The sequence below is a fragment of the uncultured Paraglaciecola sp. genome (assembly GCF_937123705.1).
In the GTDB taxonomy this organism is placed as follows: Bacteria; Pseudomonadota; Gammaproteobacteria; order Enterobacterales; family Alteromonadaceae; genus Paraglaciecola.
Genome location: NZ_CAKZKO010000004.1, coordinates 1 through 18,817 on the forward strand (window position 1 = coordinate 1; position 18,817 = coordinate 18,817).

Here is an 18,817-nt window from a genome sequence, read left to right on the forward strand (position 1 = left end):
CGTTGGTTTAACACCTCACCAGCATCAGACGTGGCACTGGTGGCCATAGCAGCCACATTGCTGTCTTTTACTTGAAATACCTTAATCGCTACCTGCTCACCTAAGCGCGGGTCTTCGGCCAAATACACCGCCCCAAAGCCGCCGGCACCAAGCTCTTTGATGATTTTGTATTTGCCTATTTGCTGCATGTCAATTCCATAAATTACGACGCTTCAGCGCTTTAATCGCATTGGCATGACCTTGCTCTGCCGCTTTGCGATACCAAACTACGGCTTGGTTATCATCTTGTGCAACGCCTTTTCCAAGTTCAAACATAAGGCCAAGATTATATTGCGCATATACATAATCTTGCTCCGCTGCTTTGCGATACCAAGTCACTGCCTGATCATGATCTTGTGGAACACCTTCGCCGCGTTTATACATAAAACCGAGAGTATTTTGCGCAGGAGCATAGCCTTGCTTCGCAGCTTTACGATACCAAACCACCGCCTGCTCATCATCTTGCGCAACACCTAAACCACCATCATATCCAACACCAAGACTAAATTGCGCAAATGCATAACCTTGCTCCGCCGATTTGCGGAACCAATCCATTGCCCGCTTACCGTCCTTTACAACACCTTCGCCATTTTTATACTTGGCACCTATTATAAATTGCGCCTCAGCATTCCCTTGCTCTGCTGCGGTTAAGTAACGTTTAAATGCTTCAATATTTGAAGCCGAATGTACTGAGTTCTGAGCCACTTCCTTCACTAATATAATGCTATATTGGGTGTTAGCTTGATTTAAGGTTATCCATTGCGTTTTACTGTTGTATCCTGTTTTAGATACCTTAATTTGATATTCACCTGCTTTAAGTTTAATGCCGTCGTAGTATTGAGGTTGAATGTTGAGTATTTGTACTTTGGCATCACTAGGCGTGGGGTTAATGGTTAAAGGTATCTTGGCGTTTTGTAGAGTGTATTTCTCTTTGTCTTGCTGTAATCCGTTATTAATGGCTGACTTGTCGTTGATTGACTTCTGTTTGCTTAAGTGATTTTGCTCACCTTGATTGACTGCGTACACAAAAAAACAAATAATACCAATTAAAATTATTACTCCAATATTTTTCCTTGTCTTGCTAACGCCTTTATTTCTATGCTTTACGTGTGCCTTAGAATTATCAAATTGTTGTGGTGAAGTTTTTACATTTTTTTCTATTTCTTTAAACTTAAGCTCTTGTTTATCTTCTTTTTGTTCATATTGCGCCTTAATACTCGATAAACGTGCACTCGCTTTTTCAGCAATTAACCCTACATTACTAGCAGCGCTAATGAGTACTTGTGACGTTGAGTCATCTAAATCCCCCGCTTGCGCTTTTTGTTTAACTAAAGCAAGCCAGTTTTGTAGTGGTTTTAGTTTTGGCGCTAATTGTTCGCTGGTTTGCTGAATAAAACTATCTAATTTTGTTTTATCTAAACCCGCTATGGCGGCTAAAGCTTCGAGTTGAAAGTAATCTTGCTGAGGCACCTCGCCTTCGCGCAGTAATATTTCGGTGATTTTGTCTTGTAGCGGCTTAAGCTCAGCTTTGATATTGGTGGTGTTGTTACCTTCGTCTATCCAGGTGCCTGTGGCTTCGTCTTCTTCTTGCGCTGTTTCGCTCACGCCTTTTAAGGCTTGTTTAAACTGCTGTAAAAAAACAGAACCGTCTTGAGGGCGTTGCTCTTCGTGTTGAGATAATGCACTTTCAATCAAGTCATTGAGTGGCTGACCCAATTCTGGGCAGTAATTCACCATATCTTGGTATTTGCCTATTGGAAGTTGGCCGGTAAACATTCTATAGGCCACTACACCCACACTATACACATCACTGGCAGGCATAACGTGTTTGGCGCTTTCGCGCTGTTCCGGACTCATGTAGTTACGGCTGCCCATGCCTACGCCACTTTGGCTGTGTTCGGCATCGGGTAGCTTGGCGATGCCAAAGTCACACAGTTGCACGTTGTTTTGCTCATCAAATAATATATTGGCGGGTTTAATGTCGCGATGTACTAAACCCGCTTGGTGCACTGCACTTAAGGCATCAAGAATTTGTTCGAGTATCACCATTGCCCGTTGACTGGCTAATTTACGTGGGTGTAAATGTTTCGGGGTGTCTTCTAATTTACCGCGACTAAAAGCGTCTTTGCCTATTTCTGTTTCTAATGATTTAGGCAAATACGGCATCACGTAATACGGGGTACCATCAGGCATTTCATCGTAATCGCGGATATTAACAATATATGGGTTGGCTGAGAGCTTATGCAGGGTTTCTGCTTCGTCCATAAAACGTTTTTTAAGTACTCCAGCTGCATCGGTAGAGGCTGACGTAGCCGCCCCTGCTACGTTTTCATCTTTCACTTGGAATACTTTTATTGCCACCTGTACGCTAGACAATTTAGGATCTTGTGCCAAATACACCGCGCCAAAACCACCGGCGCCAAGCTCCTTGATTATTTTGTATTTACCTATTCTTTCCATTGAACAATATCACTTATAAAACAGCATCTTAGTGTGCAAATACTATACAAACCAAAACCAAGGCACAATACTTTTAAGCGTACCTTGGCGCGCCACAATTAATAGTTGTGCTAAAGCTTTAATTTTACCAATTGTCTAAATCAAACTTTGTGTTTTTTTTAGGTTTAGGTAGTTTGCTAATAGTCACTACCTGCCCATTAAGTTGTAACGCGCCATTAAGAGCAAGCTCGTTTAACATTCGATGTAAATTACGCTTCAATTTTGGGCGAGCAATGCTCGACTGATACCAATATTCGGTACTGTGCTGGCTAGTATTTACGAGTCTCACTTGTTTCAGGCCACTAAAAATATCAAGGTAGGGCTGAATGTCGGAAATATCATTCTGGCTAAAGCCATTAAAAACAAGGGAGTAAACTTGAATAGGGGTTTGTTGTTTTATCGGGCTGGGGTAGTTTACCGCTGAGTGAGATGGAATATCAGCTAATACAAATGCCGCTACGTCGCCTGCTGCTGCTTTTAGAGACTCACCTATTTTTTCAATAAAACAGCTACGAGAACAGTCAGGTGATGCATTGATCTTATTGCCAGAGATAGATCCTGTTCCTAGCATACGGCCACTGTTTGGATTTAATGTTTGTACTGAGATTAAGGTTGAAATACCAGTAGTGTGGGATTGTTGGTTAATATTGGCATCAGCACTAATAATTATCACATAATCTAAAGTGCGTTTGCGTTGAGAACGAGCCATGTCGATTAAGGCAGCTTTGGTTCGGGCTTGGTTGCGATTAAAATCATCCATAAAAAGTTGTGTTTCGTCGTACACGTTTAGCCCAGCTTGGCTTAAATCGCTGTTTATTGCGCTAACCAACCTACGCATAGCTCGGTTGTCGTAGGTAATTGCATCGGCGCCGCTATCTTCTACCAATACCACAACATTTGCAGGAATTTTTGAAGAAGGCGCATTACTACAGCCCACAATAAAAATTATTAAAAGAGTTAATAAAAGGGTTTTCATCTTTATTTTCCTTAATTCAATATAAATTGGCTGGTTATGCAATGTATTGGCAAATCATTTATTACGCCAATCGCTACCACTCAATTTTGACTTTTTCCTGAGAGTTGGATTGAGTTTGGCTATTTGTAGAAGCCATGCTTTCTCGACACGCTTTTACGTCGACTAAAGACACTTCGACTCGTCTATGTTTTGCATCACTCTCAGCTAAGCCTGCTAGCAATGTGGTTTCACCACTGCCACTTGTGGATAATTGCGTAGCTGTTACTTGCGCCTGCGTCACTAACCATTCTTTAACAGCTTTGGCTCTGGCATCAGACAAGATTAAATTCAATTTAGCGTTGCCGGTAGCATCAGTATGCCCTGTTAACTGTATTTGGCAGTTGTTTAAGCGCTTACCATTAAGTGCTTGACCAAGAATTTTTAACTGATCTGTTGCGCTATCTAACAACCGAGCAGAATTAACAGCAAATTGAATATTTAAGTTAATACTGTGTTTTATACCGTCATGGTTTGCCATGAAATCTAGCGGGTTCAACGCTTGTTCTATATTGCTTAAATTCTGGTATTCAGGCCGTGACTCGTTTGCGTGAACTATTGCGCTGCTACTGAACAGCAACGCAACAAAAACACCTATTGATTTCACTTAATTACCAGCCATCTGATGATGAAGGCTTGTTACGCTTACCTCGTAGGCTAATACGTTTCATTACATAAGTATTACCTTCAAAGCTAATAGTGGCGCGCATATCAAGTTCAGCTAACATTTTTTTAAGGTTACGATTAAGCTTAGCGTTGCTGATACTAGAGCGGTACAGCATAACAGAGCGAGTGTGACGTTGCTCGGTAGGACGGTGGGATTCGTATCCTGAGAAAATCACCAAATACTCTTCAATTTCCATTACGTCTTCTGCACTAAATCCGTCAAACTCAAGGTAAAAATCACCTATCATGTCGTTTGTAGACGTACCTCTTTGTGCATTACCGTGCTGTCCATAGAGCTGCCAATCATATTTGGTGGCTAATACGTTTCCAAGCTCTTGGCCAAGTGTTTTGATTCCGTCACCCATTTCTTCAAGTATACATTCACGATTGTCGCATCCGGCAGACACATTCCAAGAATACGGAGAGGTTTCAAAATTATCGATAAACTTACCTGAATGTACATTGAGAAGCTTACCTGTGACTCTTGCTCGGGCTTTTTTACTATAACCTGTATCTTTCATGCTGGCATAAATGCTGAATACGGCTACAACATCTATAGGTGGACGTGTCACTGAGCGTGCTATGTCAATCAACTCACCATCAGTACGACGTACACGACCTTGTTTAAAGTTAGTTAGTGTTATCGCTGTTTCGTCATAAACATCAACAATATCGTTTAGTTCAGAATTCATACTAGCAATCACTCGTTTAAATACGCGACTGTTTCGTGGGATGGTGTCTTCGTCTGCATCATCACCCATAACCAGTAGATTTGGACTATCTGCGGCCTGAACCGGTAACAACATGCCTAATGTTAAAGTGAGTAGTAAAGATTTTAGTAAATGGTGCATATGTATTTCCTTGTTTTCATTTAGTAGTTTGCTGCTATCAATGCATATAAAATTTTTTGAGGCTTTTTTTATATTCTTTGTCATTTATAAAAAATAATTGAGTTATTTCAATTTCTAAATGGGATACATGCAACGAAATTTGCCCACAACAAATTGAATATAACAAAAGAAAATCTTTGGTCGGCTATAAATTTATGATGTTATTGCTTATTTTAAAAGCACTTTTCACTTATTTCGGTGATTATTGTTACCCTGTTTGATTGGAACCAAACGTTTCATACGTCAAAAGCGCCATATTATAGAATTCAAATTTCGGCTAATAACACATCACTTTGATTAACAATTGAGCTTTCCAAAAAAATCAAGTAGCGTTAGTAAATTAGAAATTTTGCACGTTAATTTAAAAGCAACGAATAACATAACCCTCAAAAACTTTGATACCCCTAAGAATCTAAGTAACTAAAATGAGGCAAGGAACGGCATGAAATTGTTTGGGACTAAACAATCCAAAAAGCGATTTAACAATAGGTTCTATAAAAACTTTTTTGTTTTTATTTATTGTTTTTTTATATCGTTTGCAAGCCGCGCTCAACTTATTGAAAATGAACCATTTATAGAAACACTGGCTTTTAGTGGCATTACTTTTCAAGGAGGAAAACCCGAACGCGCTTCGTTATATCCTTTTAGTAGTGCCTTGGTAGAAGAGCATCAGTTAGCCCGAAACCTGTTTACTATGTTAAAAACTGATCCCCCTGCTAATTTTCAGATTTCTCCGCGAATATTAGATAAGGATAAGGGGCAGCGCTTTGCTATCGCGTTAATGATTGACGGTGAATATATTAGTGAAGAAAGCTTTGTTGTTGATGGAGTTCGGCAGCATCGTCTAATGGCTGCACTGTCTGCGCAGATAGTCATGTTTGATGTTATACATTCTCAATTTATTGCTGCATTTCCACTTAAGCCAGTTGACTTACGTTCGATATACAATCGCCCTCCTACTCAACAACAAATTAAACAACAGATATTGAAGTTATTAGTCAAAGGGGGAAGTGAAATTCCTAGTTTGTTGCAACAATTTGTGAGACTGCTCAAAGATTCACAAGGCCCTAAAAGCGCAGGTTTGGCTCAGTTGGCAGTGAGTTCAGTTACCATTAAAGACAAAGCGCAAAGTATTCTACCCAAGATTTTTAAAGAGAAAAACAACGGAGCTTTAAAACGTTTTGTGGCGCAGCAATTATTAAAAAATATTTCTCAACAATGGCAAGTGGCTACTCAGCCTTATGTTGTTGATGCCAGTATATTAAAAATGCAAAGTCGCTTTACAGGTAAAGATGTGACCTTCAATTTAGAGCTTCCTAAACCGCTATTTTCCATCGATTACACATTGCGGGGGTTCAAAAATGTGGTTCTCGACAAAAAAAAATCGGGTGAAACCGTATTATTTGTGAGTTTTTCCAAATTTGATGTTTCAAAAACAAGTAAAGGAAAAGAAACTGTTTTTAGCAATAACTTGAAAAATGCAGTGAGTAAAGTTATTCCACGATCACTTGATAATATCGATGAATGGGCCGCATACCGAGAATCATTATTGGCTTTACTTCAAAAAACCTCATCAGATTTACACAACTCTCGTAGTGAGTTTTATAAAGCACAGAGCATAAATTCTAAGGTTAAAAAACAAATAGTAAAATTGGAAAAGGCTTATCAATTATGCAAACTCTAAACAAACTCGCAGTGGTTTTTCTTTGTATTTTTTCAATGTTTTTGCACGCAGAGCAAGTTATAAGTGGTGTATCAATATTACCCATTCAAGGAAAAATAAACGATGAAATGCAACAACAAGGAATAAAAGAAGCGTTAGCAAATGGGGTGCGTCAATACTTTTCAGAAAACGAGCCAGGCTACTTACCTTTTTTTACAAAGCACACTACGCAAAAACAAATAGTGAAACGAATATTTGAGTTAGTGGGCAAGTACCAAGTCATAGAGCAGTCAAAAGAAAATGGAATGCTAAGTACTGAGGTGAGAGCAATTCTTAAGGTTGAGCAACTAAAACAAAGACTAGCAAAATTTAGCACAATAAAACGCGTAACAAACGATACTCAGCGTTCGCAATTTGCTTTTGTTTTTTTGGCTAGAGTGAAATCTGACAACGGTTACAAACACTTGGAAATTAGTAGTGATATTGAAGCGCCAATTCAAAAGGTTTTTATACAAAATGGCTATAAAGTACTATCCAATCATCAATTTGAACGATTAACAGGTAATGCTTTTAATCACTCATTAATGGAACAAAACTTTGTTAGAGACGGCAGCGTAGATTGGGATAAAGCCAGCTTAGCGGCTTACATGACGGCTGAATTAGGCAGTAATTTATACACAGTAGTGGGGACTTTCGAAATCGAAGAGGAAGAAAGAAACGAATTTGAACCAGACTTACAAACAATCTCAATCCGAGCCTTTGGACAAGTCAATGATATCACTAACGATAACGTCGGAACTTCAGCATCATTTGAGAAAAAATTTCAAGGGCTTTCATATTCAACTTTGATTCACGAAGCCCTGCACGAAGCCGGTCAACAAATTGCAACTCAATTAAACAATTCATTAATATCAAATGAAATATTCTAAAAGGAAACATCAATGAAGATTAGAGCCCTAGTAGTACTTGTTACAGCGTTGTCACTTTCTGCATGCCAAAGTACTTTAGAAAGTACAATGAGCACTATTTCTACAGCTGCAACAAATGTAGTTAGTAATGTGATGAGTGAGTCTAATGAGCCCTCACAAGAAAACTTATCAAAACAGTTTAGAATTAACCCCGCTCTTGCAAGTCAGGATCATCTGTTAGCTGCATATGGCACCTCAGTTATTTTAATGTTTACAGCACAAGAAGTATGGTTAGATGCCATGGGAAATGAAGAAGGTGCAGCGCAATTAAGAACTGAACGGATAGCGTTAGAGAATGGGTCGGTCATTGATTCAGATGCGATTGATCGTTTTACTGAACTAAGTCAAGAAACAAAGGTACTTATTGAAGAAACAGGAGAAAAAGAAGAAGCTATGTCTGACAAAGGAAAGTTAAAATTTGCGGCAGGTTGGGTACCCTACTTGGCTGGACTCTATCAAACTCGTGCTGTGGTCATGAAATCTTCAGATTATGCATCTGAAATCAATCGTTCCAAAGGTAACGTTAATTCACTACTTAGTAATGCCAAGAAAACCTTAATATTAACAACCTTTGTTCAATCATCTCCTGCATTTTTAAAAGTACAATATGATACTTTTGGACTAATTATGGACTATGCACGAGAGCAAGATATTGAAATCCCTGCTGATGCCAATTCGGTTTTACGTGACATCGAATTGTAGTTTATCTATTGAGCTAAAACAGATGATTTTAAAAGTTGCCCTTTTGATTTTACCCATTGTTATTTGCGGGTTGATACCAACGTCTAGCAAAGCTACGGGATCTCTTAACTTTATAGTTATGGGAGAAAACGCAGATCCTGATTCGATACCGCGCCATAGCCGTGTGTACGCTCGGGTACAAAATGCGCTCAAAGAACAGTTAAATGGGTATGGATACAATGTATTTGATGAAGTGGCTGCCACCAAAGGAATGTTGGCCAATAAAAAAATTCGTCGCAGTGACAACGAACTGTTAAGCATTGCACGTACAGTTAGAGAGCCCTCAATGGATTTAGTGGTGTTATTCACAATATATGCCCGTATTGTTGAAACTGAGTTAATGAATAAAATTGAGGCTCGGGTAGGCGGAAGGTTGCTTAGTGTACATACTGGCGAACAACTAGGAAGTTTTGAGTCTAGTTCGCCCCGCTCATGGCTTGCTGAAGCGAAATGTGATGTTCAATGTGTACAACGAACTTTAGGTTTGAACAGTCAATATCTCGCTAATGATGTGGGCGCAGTGTTGGCTGAACAAATGTCATATATCATTTCCCAAGGGTTTATCAGAAAATATTTACTTCGCTTTAATGATCTAGGCCTTGAGGAAGTTGAGGAGCTACAGTTAAAACTAACAGCTTTTGAAGGGCATAAGAGTTTAGTTATAAGCAACGGGCGCAAGCAACCGGAAATTTGGTACGAAACCATTTTTTCACCTTCTAAAATGCAGAACGAATTACTTAAATTAATTCGCGTAAAGCATCCTTCAGCTCAAATTAGTCGCACCAACAATGTGCTGATTGTGACAAAAAACGTCCTCGAACCTACAAGTGAAATTAAGCTAAAACCTGTAGAAAGTGATTGGTAAATCAGAGTGAATGATAATTTTTCTCAAATGTGTGTATAACCTTTGGTAGTCAAATTAAATGGATCCTTTAATGAAACACTGTGTAATTTATCTTGTTTATTTTTTCAGCCTGGTTGTAAGCAGTGTTATCAATGCGAGTGAAATTAACTCTACACAATCCTTTAGCCAACTTTTAGCTGGTAAATCTTCTACCCGAGTTATAGTCGCGTTAAAGCACCCGACTCAAAACAGCACTGCTACAACGGCGCAAAATGGCCAATGGCAATCCTTTAATAACTATGTTGCCGTAGCTCAAAATGCGCTATCAAAAGAAATGGGTTGGGTAAACTTTAATAATATTGTGCGTTACAAAGAGGTAGCAGCCATTGCAAAAAGCATTGATGCCAATGAATTTGAAAGATTACAAAACTCAAATATTGTAGCCAGCATTCACCAAGATAAGTTCAACCCAGCTTCATTGTCGAAAAGCACCAAAACCGTGGGACTGGCTCAGCTCAATACTGCTAGTAGGGGCAAAGGAGTATCGGTAGCAGTACTTGATTCTGGTGTGGAATATAACCATCCATTTCTAAGAGATCAGGTTATTGATGGAGCCTGTTTTTCAGGTTTTTATTCATGCCCTAACAATAAAAGAACACTATTTGGTTTACCGGCTTCAACTCCTTGTATTGGCGCGAAAGGTTGTTTTCACGGCACTCATGTAGCTGGTATTGTTGCTGGTAAAAATCCTAATTTTAGCGGTGTAGCACCTGATGCTAAGCTTTTAGCCGTCAATGTATTTTCTACAGATGGAGTAAGGTTAGGAGCCTTAGACTCTGACATTATTCTTGGTCTGGAGTGGGTCTATCAAAATGCAGAGAAGCACAATGTTGTGGCGGTTAATATGAGTTTAGGAGGCGGTTATTTTCAGCAATATTGTAATGATTCGCCTATTGCTGCCATGATCGAAAAATTGCGAGACAAAAATGTTATTTCTGTGATTGCAGCGGGAAATGATGGCCGTAAGGATGGTGTTGCCAGTCCTGCGTGTATTGAAAGTGCCGTAACAGTAGGTTCTTTAGAGCCCAATCAAAGCATTTCAAATTTTTCAAATAGTTACCCTCACCTTGATATAGTGGCACCTGGGGGGGATATTACTTCTTCAACTGTCAACGGAGATTATGCGCACTCCTCTGGTACTTCTATGGCAGCCCCCCATGTGGCGGGTGCAATAGCGGTATTAAAGTCTGCATATCCTGATGCCACTGCGAATCAAATTGTGGCGGCACTCAAGCAAGGAAAAACGTTTAGGGATCCTAGAAACAGTGTAATAACACCACGCTTATATTTGCCAAAATCACTGCATTGGCTTTCACAACAAAACACAACTACCAACCCAAGAGATAAACCAACCACAAAACCTAAAAAGCACAGCAAAAAATGTACCGAACGAATTGATGGAATAGTGGTACAACGAAAAGGTAAAGATTGCCAAAATACGGGAGAGATCACATGGTAATAAGATTATGCGTTGTCATTTTAGTTTGTCATTTTTTGGTGAGTTGCTCGATGAATGAAAAAGAAGCCTGTGAAAAATTTGCGCCTATTTGCCACGAGTTCGATAACAATCACAGTATACTTGCCATAGTTACCCTTACCCTTAAAGCTGACCAAAATGAATTTAAGAGGTTTCTTGCAGAGCAAGATATTGCGTTGCTTTCGACCATTGAAGTAACTGATCAGTTTTTTATTAGCATCACCAAATCGCAATTTTTAAGTGTTAGTCACTACCCAGATGTGCGTTTAATTCAAGCTGATAAGTTTAATCCTCGCTAATGAACAAAATTAAAAAGAAAGGAACCCAAACAATGTTTATCCAAACTTATAGAGCCACCATTTTATTATTGGTTAGCCTGTTAACGTTCAATGCCTGCCAATCCGACACTAAAATGGATAATGAAGCAATTATCACGTTAAAAAGCCCGCAATACAGTGCCTTTCAATGGGCTGTGTTAGCCCAGGGTAAGCTTATTTTAACTGCCCATAAAGGCTGGCTGTGGCCTGCCTATCAGTCTGACAACGCTATTTTAGAAAGTTATCCGCCGCAGATCCGCCTAAATCTACACAATGACGACTCCGTTGTTACAATCGCTATTGATACTTTATATTCTCCCTTAGAAGTAACATCGGACAATTCCAAAGCTGAAATTTTAGTCGATGGTTTATGGCAATCAGTAGCAGACTTCAAACTAAACGATATGCAATTTCAGTATAAATTTGAATCAGGGCAACAATGGCGTGATGTATCAAGCGCCAACATCCGTTTTTCAGAGCCTAATTAGTTAATTATAAGGAATGTAGAATATGAGCATCAAATACTCATTAGTGGCTTATTTTGTCACTTGCTTTACGGTAATAAGCCACGCAAACGAGTTGACAATAAGCGACAATTACCCAAGCGCATCTTTTATCGTCCCCCCTACAGAGAGTAAAATAGACACTAGCAATTCAATACAAAAAGTAATAGGTACAAAAGATTTTGAAAAAGTAAGGAGCTATTCTTCAAACAGCGATGTGTATCAGCTAAGCAAAAAAGTAGGCGCCGTATTTATTAATGGGCGAGCAGCTTGTACCGGATCATTAGTAGGTCCTGACTTATTTTTAACTAATGAACATTGTGCATTCTCAAGTGGAGAAGCCATACCGCTCAACAAATACCTGTTCAGCTTTAATTACTACCTTGATGATTTACAAACAGTGACTCAACACCCCCTATTAAAAGCAACGAAGTTACTTAAATATAACGCAAAACTCGACTATGCCTTGTATCAATTAAGCGCTCCGATTGGCAACCAATTAGGCTGGCTTAAAATAGAGAAAAACGACAATTTATTAAACTCCTCCCGTAACGTTAGAATTATTCAGCACCCCAAAGGACGTTCAAAAGAAATCACTACAAAAAATGCGCAACTCTATAAAAAGCACATGAATAAGGGGGTGGTACACTATTTTGCTGACACTGAGCCAGGCTCAAGTGGCTCACCTGTATTTTCTGCCAATGGTGAAACCCTAATTGCACTGCACCACGCTGGATACAATGACAAAAAAGGTAATGGACTCATTAATGAAGGCATACTTGCCTCCCAGATATATAGCGAAATTAACAGCTATTTACCGCAACAAAATGCTAGAAAAGCTCAACCTAAAAAAGCAAGAACACCGACTAAGCCAACACCTCAGCCACAACCCAAAATGGATAAACCTAAAAAAGTACCAGCGCCTAAGCCACCTTCCCCCGCAAAGCCTAAAAATTCCGATTGTAATGGTAACGGCATGAAAATTAACAAAGAAGATGGAAAGACTGAGTGTGTGAGGTGGTAAACCATTGAGAGAAACGGACTATCCCCAGTGCACCAAGCCCACTTTATGCACATCTTTTAAAGCCAGTAATAATTGATCTAAATAGTTAAGTGCAAGGCTAATGGGTAAGCGTTTGGGTTTGGGTTTGTCTTCTGGCTCTAGCTCAGCAATCACAGTCGCATCGGTAGCGTCACTGCCTAATTCGTCTTTTAACGAATGAGGTAAATACGGCATCACATAATAAGGCGTGCCATCGGGCATTTCGTCAAATTCAAATACGTCAACAATGTGGGGGTTACGGTTAAGTTGTCTTAAGGTTTTGGCTTCGTTTAAAAAACGCTGGTTTAACACCTCACCAGCATCAGACGTGGCACTGGTGGCCATCGCTGCCACATTGCTGTCTTTTACCTGAAATACCTTAATCGCTACCTGCTCACCTAAACGCGGGTCTTCGGCTAAATACACTGCGCCAAAGCCGCCGGCGCCAAGCTCCTTGATTATTTTGTATTTACCTATGTTTTGCATAGCTCTTTTTCATTCCCTAACCAACTGATTTAGCCACTATTTTTATTTTTCAGTTATATTGTATTTATAACATGTCGCTCGGGGCATTCTTCAAATCTTAACTGAATGTTATTTAATTCCTAGCAGTTCTATTTCAAAAATAAGTATTGTATTTGGACCAATTTTACCCACCCCCTTTTTTCCATAAGCCAATTCAGGTGGTATAGTCACTCTAAATTTACTGCCTACTGGCATTAAGAGCAGAGCTTCAGTAAATCCCAGAATTACTTTATTGACAGGGAAGTCAGAGGGAGCACCTCGTTGATAAGAGCTATCAAACTCGGTTCCATTAATAAAAGACCCTTTATAATGAACAGAAACGGATTGCTCTACGGTAGGTTTTTCACCCGAACCTAAAACTAGCTGTTCGTACTGTAAACCACTTTTGGTAACAATTACCCCTGGCTTTTTAGCATTTGCCTGTAAAAACAAACTTCTTTCTTTGGCATTACTAGGACTAGTAAGTGCTTGTTGAGATTTTTTAGCTTGTTCCTGATATTTGCCTATAGGATATTTGGTCATATAATCCTGATAAGACTGACTTGTGTTTATACTTTGCGCTAGCTGCCAATCTTTCTGCTCTTGTTGTACAGCTTGGTCTTGAGCATTTTGAAGGCTTTTTCTCTCGGCGCTACTTTCATCGTTAAGCTGTTTTTGGTTAACTTGTTGCGTCTTTTTCTTATCGTTTTCTTTAAGTACTTCTTGGTTTTTCTCTGAAAATTGCTGGTCTTGGTAACTTTCGTAAGCAAGATAGCCCCCTCCACCCAAAACCAATAAGCTCACCATAACGAATATCAAACCCTTTACTCTTGAACTAGACCCATTTGGCATTCTAACGTTAACTTGATCTTGGTTATTTACCGCTGATTTATCGTCCACTTTCTTGGGGGCATAGGCCTTATAAATAACCTCTATTTTTGTTGTGGCCTGCTGAGTGTTTAAGCCAATATTACTGGCCGTATTTGTTAATATTTCAACCGTTTTTTCATTTAACTCATCAGCTTGAGCTTTTTGCCTAACTAATGCCAACCAGTTTTGAAGAGGTTTAAGCTGCGGGGCTAACTGATCACTGGTTTGCTTTATAAAATCATCTAATTGTGTTTTATCTAGACTCGCTATGGCGGCTAGCGCTTCTAATTGAAAGTACTCTTGCTTGGGTACTTCCCCTTCTCTTAAAATGATCTCGGTGACTTTATCTTTTAGCGGCTTAAGTTCTGCTTTGATGCTAGAGGTGTTATTACCTTCATCTATCCATGTACCTGTGACTTCATCTTCCTGTGAATTACTTCCACCTTGCATTTGTTGCTCAGCTTGTTTGAGCATTTTCAACATTTTACTTGCGTCTACTGGCCTTTGGTCGGGCTGTAATTCTATGGCTTGTAGTATTAAGGCGTTTATGGCTTCGCCTATATTGGGGGCGAAGTGAATAGGGTCTTGAAAACGTCCTAAAGGTAATTGTCCGGTTAACATACGATAAGCCAATATGCCTACGCTATAAATGTCGCTGCTCGGTGTGACATGTTTAGCGCTGTCGCGCTGCTCTGGGCTCATGTAATTACGGCTGCCCATGCCCAAGCCGCTCTGGCTATGTTCAGCATCAGGTAATTTAGCAATACCAAAGTCGCACAGCTGCACTTGGCCTTTGTTATTCAGTAAAATATTGGCAGGTTTAATGTCGCGGTGCACTAAGCCACTTTTGTGTACTTCGCTTAAGGCTTCGAGTAATTGTTTTAAATACAAAATGGATTGTGCTGGTGCAATGGCTTTGGGGTGTAACTCTGGGCTGGTTTCTTCTATGGCACCTACGGTAAAGGCGTCTTTACCCATAACATCGACTAAAGAACGGGTTAAGTACGGCATGATGTAATAGGGCGTGCCGTCTTCGAGTTCGTCAAACTCGTACATATCGACAATAAAGGGGTTAGACGATAATGTGCGTAAGGTTCTGGCTTCGTTAATAAAACGTTCGGTAAGTACACCAACGGCATCACTGGTGGCACTGGTGGCTTGACCAGCAATATTGGCGTCGCGTACTTGAAAAACCTTAATAGCAACTTGCGTATGCAAGCGCGGGTCTTCGGCCAAATACACTGCGCCAAAGCCTCCGGCGCCAAGCTCCTTGATTATTCTGTATTTACCTATTTGCTGCATGGAAAACCCTATTAATGGCGCTACTGAAATTGCTTTAATTTTTCTTTGGCTCTTTTATAACCTTGCTCTACCGCTTTGCGGTACCAAAATACGGCTTGCTTATCATCTTGTGCAACACCTTTTCCGTTCTGATACATATATCCAAGATTATTTTGCGCGTCAGCATAACCTTTTTGCACCGCTTGTGGTGTATTTTCCTTATGCATACTCACCCTAAAAATATTTAACAGCGCTACGCGCTGTACCTCCCCCAGCCCCTCCAAAGGAGGGTGGCAAAAGATGCAAAGGGACAAATTTGACCGGATCAAATTTGAACAGCTTTAGCTGGCCCGCAGGGGAAATTACAGGGATGTAATTTATAAAAAGAACAAAGGTCAAAGAATTAAGGCCCTGGACGAGACGACAACACCAAACGAAAACCGGTGTAGATGTTCCGATACGTGCGCGTGTTGATGTAGCGGTAAGCCGACCGCAAGCTGGCCGGTTTGAAGTACCACGAACCGCCGCGCAACACACGTTTGTCGCAATTGCCACTAGTCCAAGCACTGCCATTATTAGGGGCATTTTGGTATGAAACATTCCAACAATCTTGCGTCCATTCCCATACATTGCCATGCATGTCGTATAAACCAAAGGCATTAGGACTAAAACTTTTTACAGAAACAGTTTTGCGGTCATTACCACAATCACCATCATAATTGCCATAACGGGCTTGAGAGCAACTTATGTAATTACCCCAACTGAATTTTGTTGTGCTGCCGGCACGGGCGGCATATTCCCACTCCGCCTCACTAGGTAATCTAAACTTTTGCCCCGTATGTTTATTTAACCAAGGGATATAGTGTTGGGTGATGTCGTTCCAGCTCACATTGATAACTGGGCGATTACCTTTACCCCAACCTTTATCACCGCCGACACTGTTGTTATTAGGGCACGCACCTGCATCAATACAAGGCTGGTACATGGCCCATGTGACTTCGGTTTGCATTAGTTTAAAGGCCTTAATGTTAACTCGATGCACTGGCTTTTCATCATCATCGCCGTTTTCACTGCCCATCATAAAGCTGCCTGCGGGAATGCTTACTATACTATTGACCAACTGTTTGATGGCTGGGGGCATTGCTTTTTCTAACTGATAACTAAAGCTTTTATTATCGCTTCTTAGTGTTGCTGTGTGATTTTGACTGTGATAACCCTGCTTACTGACTTTAATAGTATAGGTCTTGGGTAAAAGCCTGATACCTGCTTGGTACTTATCTTTAATATTCAGTATTTCTACCTTTGCATCACTAGGCGTGGTGGTAATAGTCAGGGCCACTTTTGAGTTTTCTAGCTCTATGGCCGCTATTTTTTGTTGGGCTTGTTGCCTGTAGGTACCTGTTGTTTGTTCGGCTAAGTATGTTTGGTAAGCGTTAATCGTGTTTGCTTGCTTGGCTTGACTCCAAGCCGATTCATCTTGTTTTTTGGCCTCTGTTTTAGCCATCAATCGTTGCTCTGCTTTTTTCGCTGTATTGTGTGCTGTTTTTGCTTGCTTTACATATTGCCCTTGTGGAAACGCTGTTAAATAAGTTTGATAGCCACGGCTCGTATGACTATTTTTGGCTTTATCCCATGCTGCGTTATCTTTTGTTTCATAAGACTTAACTAGCTCACTTATTAGAATATTATCCACCGCTCCTGTGACTAATAATCCTTCGGATTTTTCAAAAGCCTCAATCGCTTTTTGGGTGCGAGTATCTGTCATGCCATTTTCAGATACGGTATAACCATGTTTGATAAGTAGTTGTTGGGCTTGTTTAGTTAATTCGGTCTGTTGCTGCTCAGTTGATAACTTAGCCAGCCTTGCTTGCTCTTGTAGCTTGTCGATGGCTGCTTTGGCTTGCTGTTTATGTTTACCTGTTGGCCAGGTATCTAAATACAGTTGATAACTTTGAACTGTATTTAGTTTTATCGCTTGTTGCCACGCGGCTTGTTCGTTCTTTTGGGCAATAGCCTGTTGTTGCTGCTCAATTTGCTGTTGTTGATAACCTTGGTAACCAAAATACCCACCGCCTATTAATAAAATAAGCACAACACTATACATCACGCTTTTACCCACACCTTTATTGGTTGTCTTTGTAGGTGGGTTATTGGCCTTATCATGGCTATGGGCTTTTGTGTTTTTACCTTCGATTATCTGAGTCAGCTCTGCTGCTGTTTTACCTGTGGTGGCTTCACCTGCACTGACTAGGGCACTTATCTGTGCTTGACTTAATGTTTTATTATGTTGTTGATGCTGTTTGTTTACCCCCAACACCCATTGCTGAAACGCTTTTTGTTGTGGGTCGATGTCAACCTGTTGTTGAATGATTTGTTCAATTAACGCAGACAGTCCAGCCGCATCCACATTGCCTATGTCCGCTAACGCTTGTAATACAATTTTGTCTGAGTCTTTTATTTCACCTTGGGTGTGCAGCAGTGCAATGATTTTGTTTTTTAAGGGCTTTAACTCAGCCTTGATATCGGCTGTCTTGTCGTCTACCCAGGTGCCTGTGGCTTCGTCTACATCTTGAGATTCTGTGACACCTTTTATCGCTTGTTTAAATTGTTTTAAAAAGTCTGCGCCGTCTTGGGGTCTGTCTTGCTCTTGTTGTGATATAGCGTTGATTAACAATTCATTTAGTTTATCACCTATTTCCGGTGCAAACTCTTTGGGGGGTTTAAACGGTATACTGGGCAACTGCCCAGTGAGCATTCGGTAAGCCAATACCCCTACACTATATACGTCACTGGCGGGCATCACATGTTTGGCGCTTTCTCTTTGCTCTGGGCTCATGTAATTACGGCTGCCCATACCTACGCCACTTTGGCTGTGTTCCGCGTCGGGTAGTTTGGCAATACCAAAGTCACACAGTTGCACGTTACCTTGCTCGTCAAATAAAATATTGGCTGGTTTAATATCTCTGTGCACTAACCCTGCTTGGTGCACCGCACTTAAGGCATCCAGAATTTGTTCGAGTATACTTAGAGCTTTTTGGCTGGCCAGCTTTCTTGGGTGTAGGTGTTTTGGTGTGTCTTCTAATTTACCGCGACTAAAAGCGTCTTTGCCAATTTCGGTTTCAAGTGATTGAGGCAAATACGGCATCACATAATAAGGCGTACCGTCTTCAAGTTCGTCAAAATCGCGAATATTCACTATGTATGGATTAGCCGATAATTTATGTAGCGTTTGGTATTCGTCCATGAAGCGTTGTTGTAATACACCTATAGCATCGGTTGAACTAGACGTTGCCTGTCCGGCTAAGTTTTCGTCGCGCACCTTGAACACTTTAATGGCTACTTTGATGTCGCTAAAGCGAGTATCTTCGGCTAAATACACTGCTCCAAAGCCGCCGGCGCCTAATTCCCTTATAACCTTGTACTTACCTATTTTTTCCATGG

The 18,817-nt window shown here is 40.4% G+C and carries 16 protein-coding genes and 1 pseudogene; 8 read left to right on the top strand and 9 right to left on the bottom strand.

Annotated elements, in window-relative coordinates; genetic code table 11:
* From Q0688_RS00205 to Q0688_RS00225, 5 genes and pseudogenes are all read right to left on the bottom strand, one after another.
* Window positions 1-188, bottom strand: a pseudogene (locus Q0688_RS00205) (hypothetical protein); the annotation flags it as partial.
* Between the two features lies 1 nt (window position 189).
* Window positions 190-2,499 (bottom strand): serine/threonine-protein kinase, encoded by a 2,310-nt coding sequence (locus Q0688_RS00210; protein WP_299071408.1) that lies wholly within the window; start codon window positions 2,497-2,499, stop codon window positions 190-192.
* A gap of 124 nt (window positions 2,500-2,623) precedes the next feature.
* Entirely contained in the window at window positions 2,624-3,514 is an 891-nt protein-coding gene (locus Q0688_RS00215) for a hypothetical protein (protein WP_299071411.1), read from the bottom strand.
* 73 nt (window positions 3,515-3,587) lie between these two features.
* The gene (locus Q0688_RS00220; protein WP_299071414.1) at window positions 3,588-4,157 is read right to left on the bottom strand and encodes an OmpA family protein; all 570 of its coding nucleotides are present in this window, start codon (window positions 4,155-4,157) and stop codon (window positions 3,588-3,590) included.
* A gap of 4 nt (window positions 4,158-4,161) precedes the next feature.
* Window positions 4,162-5,067 (bottom strand): hypothetical protein, encoded by a 906-nt coding sequence (locus Q0688_RS00225; protein WP_299071417.1) that lies wholly within the window; start codon window positions 5,065-5,067, stop codon window positions 4,162-4,164.
* Window positions 5,068-5,548: 481 nt separating this feature from the next.
* Between Q0688_RS00225 and Q0688_RS00230 the strand changes: the two genes are divergently transcribed.
* The 8 genes from Q0688_RS00230 (at window position 5,549) to Q0688_RS00265 (ending at window position 12,703) form a co-directional block, all read left to right on the top strand.
* Window positions 5,549-6,790: a hypothetical protein gene (locus Q0688_RS00230; RefSeq protein WP_299071420.1), complete on the top strand. Its 1,242-nt coding sequence runs from the start codon at window positions 5,549-5,551 to the stop codon at window positions 6,788-6,790.
* Window positions 6,778-7,698 carry a hypothetical protein gene (locus Q0688_RS00235; protein ID WP_299071423.1) on the top strand — a complete coding sequence of 307 codons (921 nt, stop codon included), beginning with the start codon at window positions 6,778-6,780 and terminating at the stop codon, window positions 7,696-7,698. The genes Q0688_RS00230 and Q0688_RS00235 overlap by 13 nt, the downstream gene beginning before the upstream one ends.
* Window positions 7,699-7,710: 12 nt before the next feature.
* Window positions 7,711-8,439, top strand: a complete 729-nt coding sequence (locus Q0688_RS00240) for a hypothetical protein (protein WP_299071425.1) — start codon at window positions 7,711-7,713, stop codon at window positions 8,437-8,439.
* A 22-nt stretch (window positions 8,440-8,461) separates the two neighbouring features.
* Window positions 8,462-9,343 (top strand): hypothetical protein, encoded by an 882-nt coding sequence (locus Q0688_RS00245; RefSeq protein WP_299071428.1) that lies wholly within the window; start codon window positions 8,462-8,464, stop codon window positions 9,341-9,343.
* 70 nt (window positions 9,344-9,413) lie between these two features.
* A complete protein-coding gene (locus Q0688_RS00250; RefSeq protein ID WP_299071431.1) occupies window positions 9,414-10,841 on the top strand; it encodes a S8 family serine peptidase in 1,428 nt (475 codons plus the stop codon).
* Window positions 10,842-10,891: 50 nt separating this feature from the next.
* Entirely contained in the window at window positions 10,892-11,158 is a 267-nt protein-coding gene (locus Q0688_RS00255; protein WP_299071434.1) for a hypothetical protein, read from the top strand.
* Between the two features lie 32 nt (window positions 11,159-11,190).
* Window positions 11,191-11,664 (top strand): hypothetical protein, encoded by a 474-nt coding sequence (locus tag Q0688_RS00260; RefSeq protein WP_299071436.1) that lies wholly within the window; start codon window positions 11,191-11,193, stop codon window positions 11,662-11,664.
* A 22-nt stretch (window positions 11,665-11,686) separates the two neighbouring features.
* Window positions 11,687-12,703: a serine protease gene (locus Q0688_RS00265; protein WP_299071438.1), complete on the top strand. Its 1,017-nt coding sequence runs from the start codon at window positions 11,687-11,689 to the stop codon at window positions 12,701-12,703.
* An 18-nt stretch (window positions 12,704-12,721) separates the two neighbouring features.
* On the opposite strand, the gene Q0688_RS00270 is transcribed toward Q0688_RS00265, so the two are convergent.
* The 4 genes from Q0688_RS00270 to Q0688_RS00285 form a co-directional block, all read right to left on the bottom strand.
* On the bottom strand, window positions 12,722-13,207 hold the full coding sequence (locus tag Q0688_RS00270; RefSeq protein ID WP_299071441.1) for a protein kinase: 486 nt from the start codon (window positions 13,205-13,207) through the stop codon (window positions 12,722-12,724).
* Between the two features lie 108 nt (window positions 13,208-13,315).
* Window positions 13,316-15,397, bottom strand: a complete 2,082-nt coding sequence (locus Q0688_RS00275) for an FKBP-type peptidyl-prolyl cis-trans isomerase (RefSeq protein WP_299071444.1) — start codon at window positions 15,395-15,397, stop codon at window positions 13,316-13,318.
* A gap of 20 nt (window positions 15,398-15,417) precedes the next feature.
* Entirely contained in the window at window positions 15,418-15,603 is a 186-nt protein-coding gene (locus tag Q0688_RS00280; RefSeq protein ID WP_299071456.1) for a tetratricopeptide repeat protein, read from the bottom strand.
* A gap of 176 nt (window positions 15,604-15,779) precedes the next feature.
* Window positions 15,780-18,815, bottom strand: coding sequence for a bifunctional serine/threonine-protein kinase/formylglycine-generating enzyme family protein (locus Q0688_RS00285; RefSeq protein WP_299071469.1), 3,036 nt, complete (start codon window positions 18,813-18,815; stop codon window positions 15,780-15,782).
* Window positions 18,816-18,817: the final 2 nt, after the last annotated feature.

Coding starts and splice junctions, on each gene's coding strand:
- Q0688_RS00260 (WP_299071436.1), top strand. CDS start 11,191: ATGTTTATCCAAACTTATAGAGCCACCATTTTATTATTGGTTAGCCTG.
- Q0688_RS00235 (WP_299071423.1), top strand. CDS start 6,778: ATGCAAACTCTAAACAAACTCGCAGTGGTTTTTCTTTGTATTTTTTCA.
- Q0688_RS00285 (WP_299071469.1), bottom strand. CDS start 18,815: ATGGAAAAAATAGGTAAGTACAAGGTTATAAGGGAATTAGGCGCCGGC.
- Q0688_RS00255 (WP_299071434.1), top strand. CDS start 10,892: ATGAATGAAAAAGAAGCCTGTGAAAAATTTGCGCCTATTTGCCACGAG.
- Q0688_RS00265 (WP_299071438.1), top strand. CDS start 11,687: ATGAGCATCAAATACTCATTAGTGGCTTATTTTGTCACTTGCTTTACG.
- Q0688_RS00240 (WP_299071425.1), top strand. CDS start 7,711: ATGAAGATTAGAGCCCTAGTAGTACTTGTTACAGCGTTGTCACTTTCT.
- Q0688_RS00270 (WP_299071441.1), bottom strand. CDS start 13,207: ATGCAAAACATAGGTAAATACAAAATAATCAAGGAGCTTGGCGCCGGC.
- Q0688_RS00215 (WP_299071411.1), bottom strand. CDS start 3,514: ATGAAAACCCTTTTATTAACTCTTTTAATAATTTTTATTGTGGGCTGT.
- Q0688_RS00250 (WP_299071431.1), top strand. CDS start 9,414: ATGAAACACTGTGTAATTTATCTTGTTTATTTTTTCAGCCTGGTTGTA.
- Q0688_RS00230 (WP_299071420.1), top strand. CDS start 5,549: ATGAAATTGTTTGGGACTAAACAATCCAAAAAGCGATTTAACAATAGG.
- Q0688_RS00210 (WP_299071408.1), bottom strand. CDS start 2,499: ATGGAAAGAATAGGTAAATACAAAATAATCAAGGAGCTTGGCGCCGGT.
- Q0688_RS00225 (WP_299071417.1), bottom strand. CDS start 5,067: ATGCACCATTTACTAAAATCTTTACTACTCACTTTAACATTAGGCATG.
- Q0688_RS00280 (WP_299071456.1), bottom strand. CDS start 15,603: ATGCATAAGGAAAATACACCACAAGCGGTGCAAAAAGGTTATGCTGAC.
- Q0688_RS00275 (WP_299071444.1), bottom strand. CDS start 15,397: ATGCAGCAAATAGGTAAATACAGAATAATCAAGGAGCTTGGCGCCGGA.
- Q0688_RS00245 (WP_299071428.1), top strand. CDS start 8,462: ATGATTTTAAAAGTTGCCCTTTTGATTTTACCCATTGTTATTTGCGGG.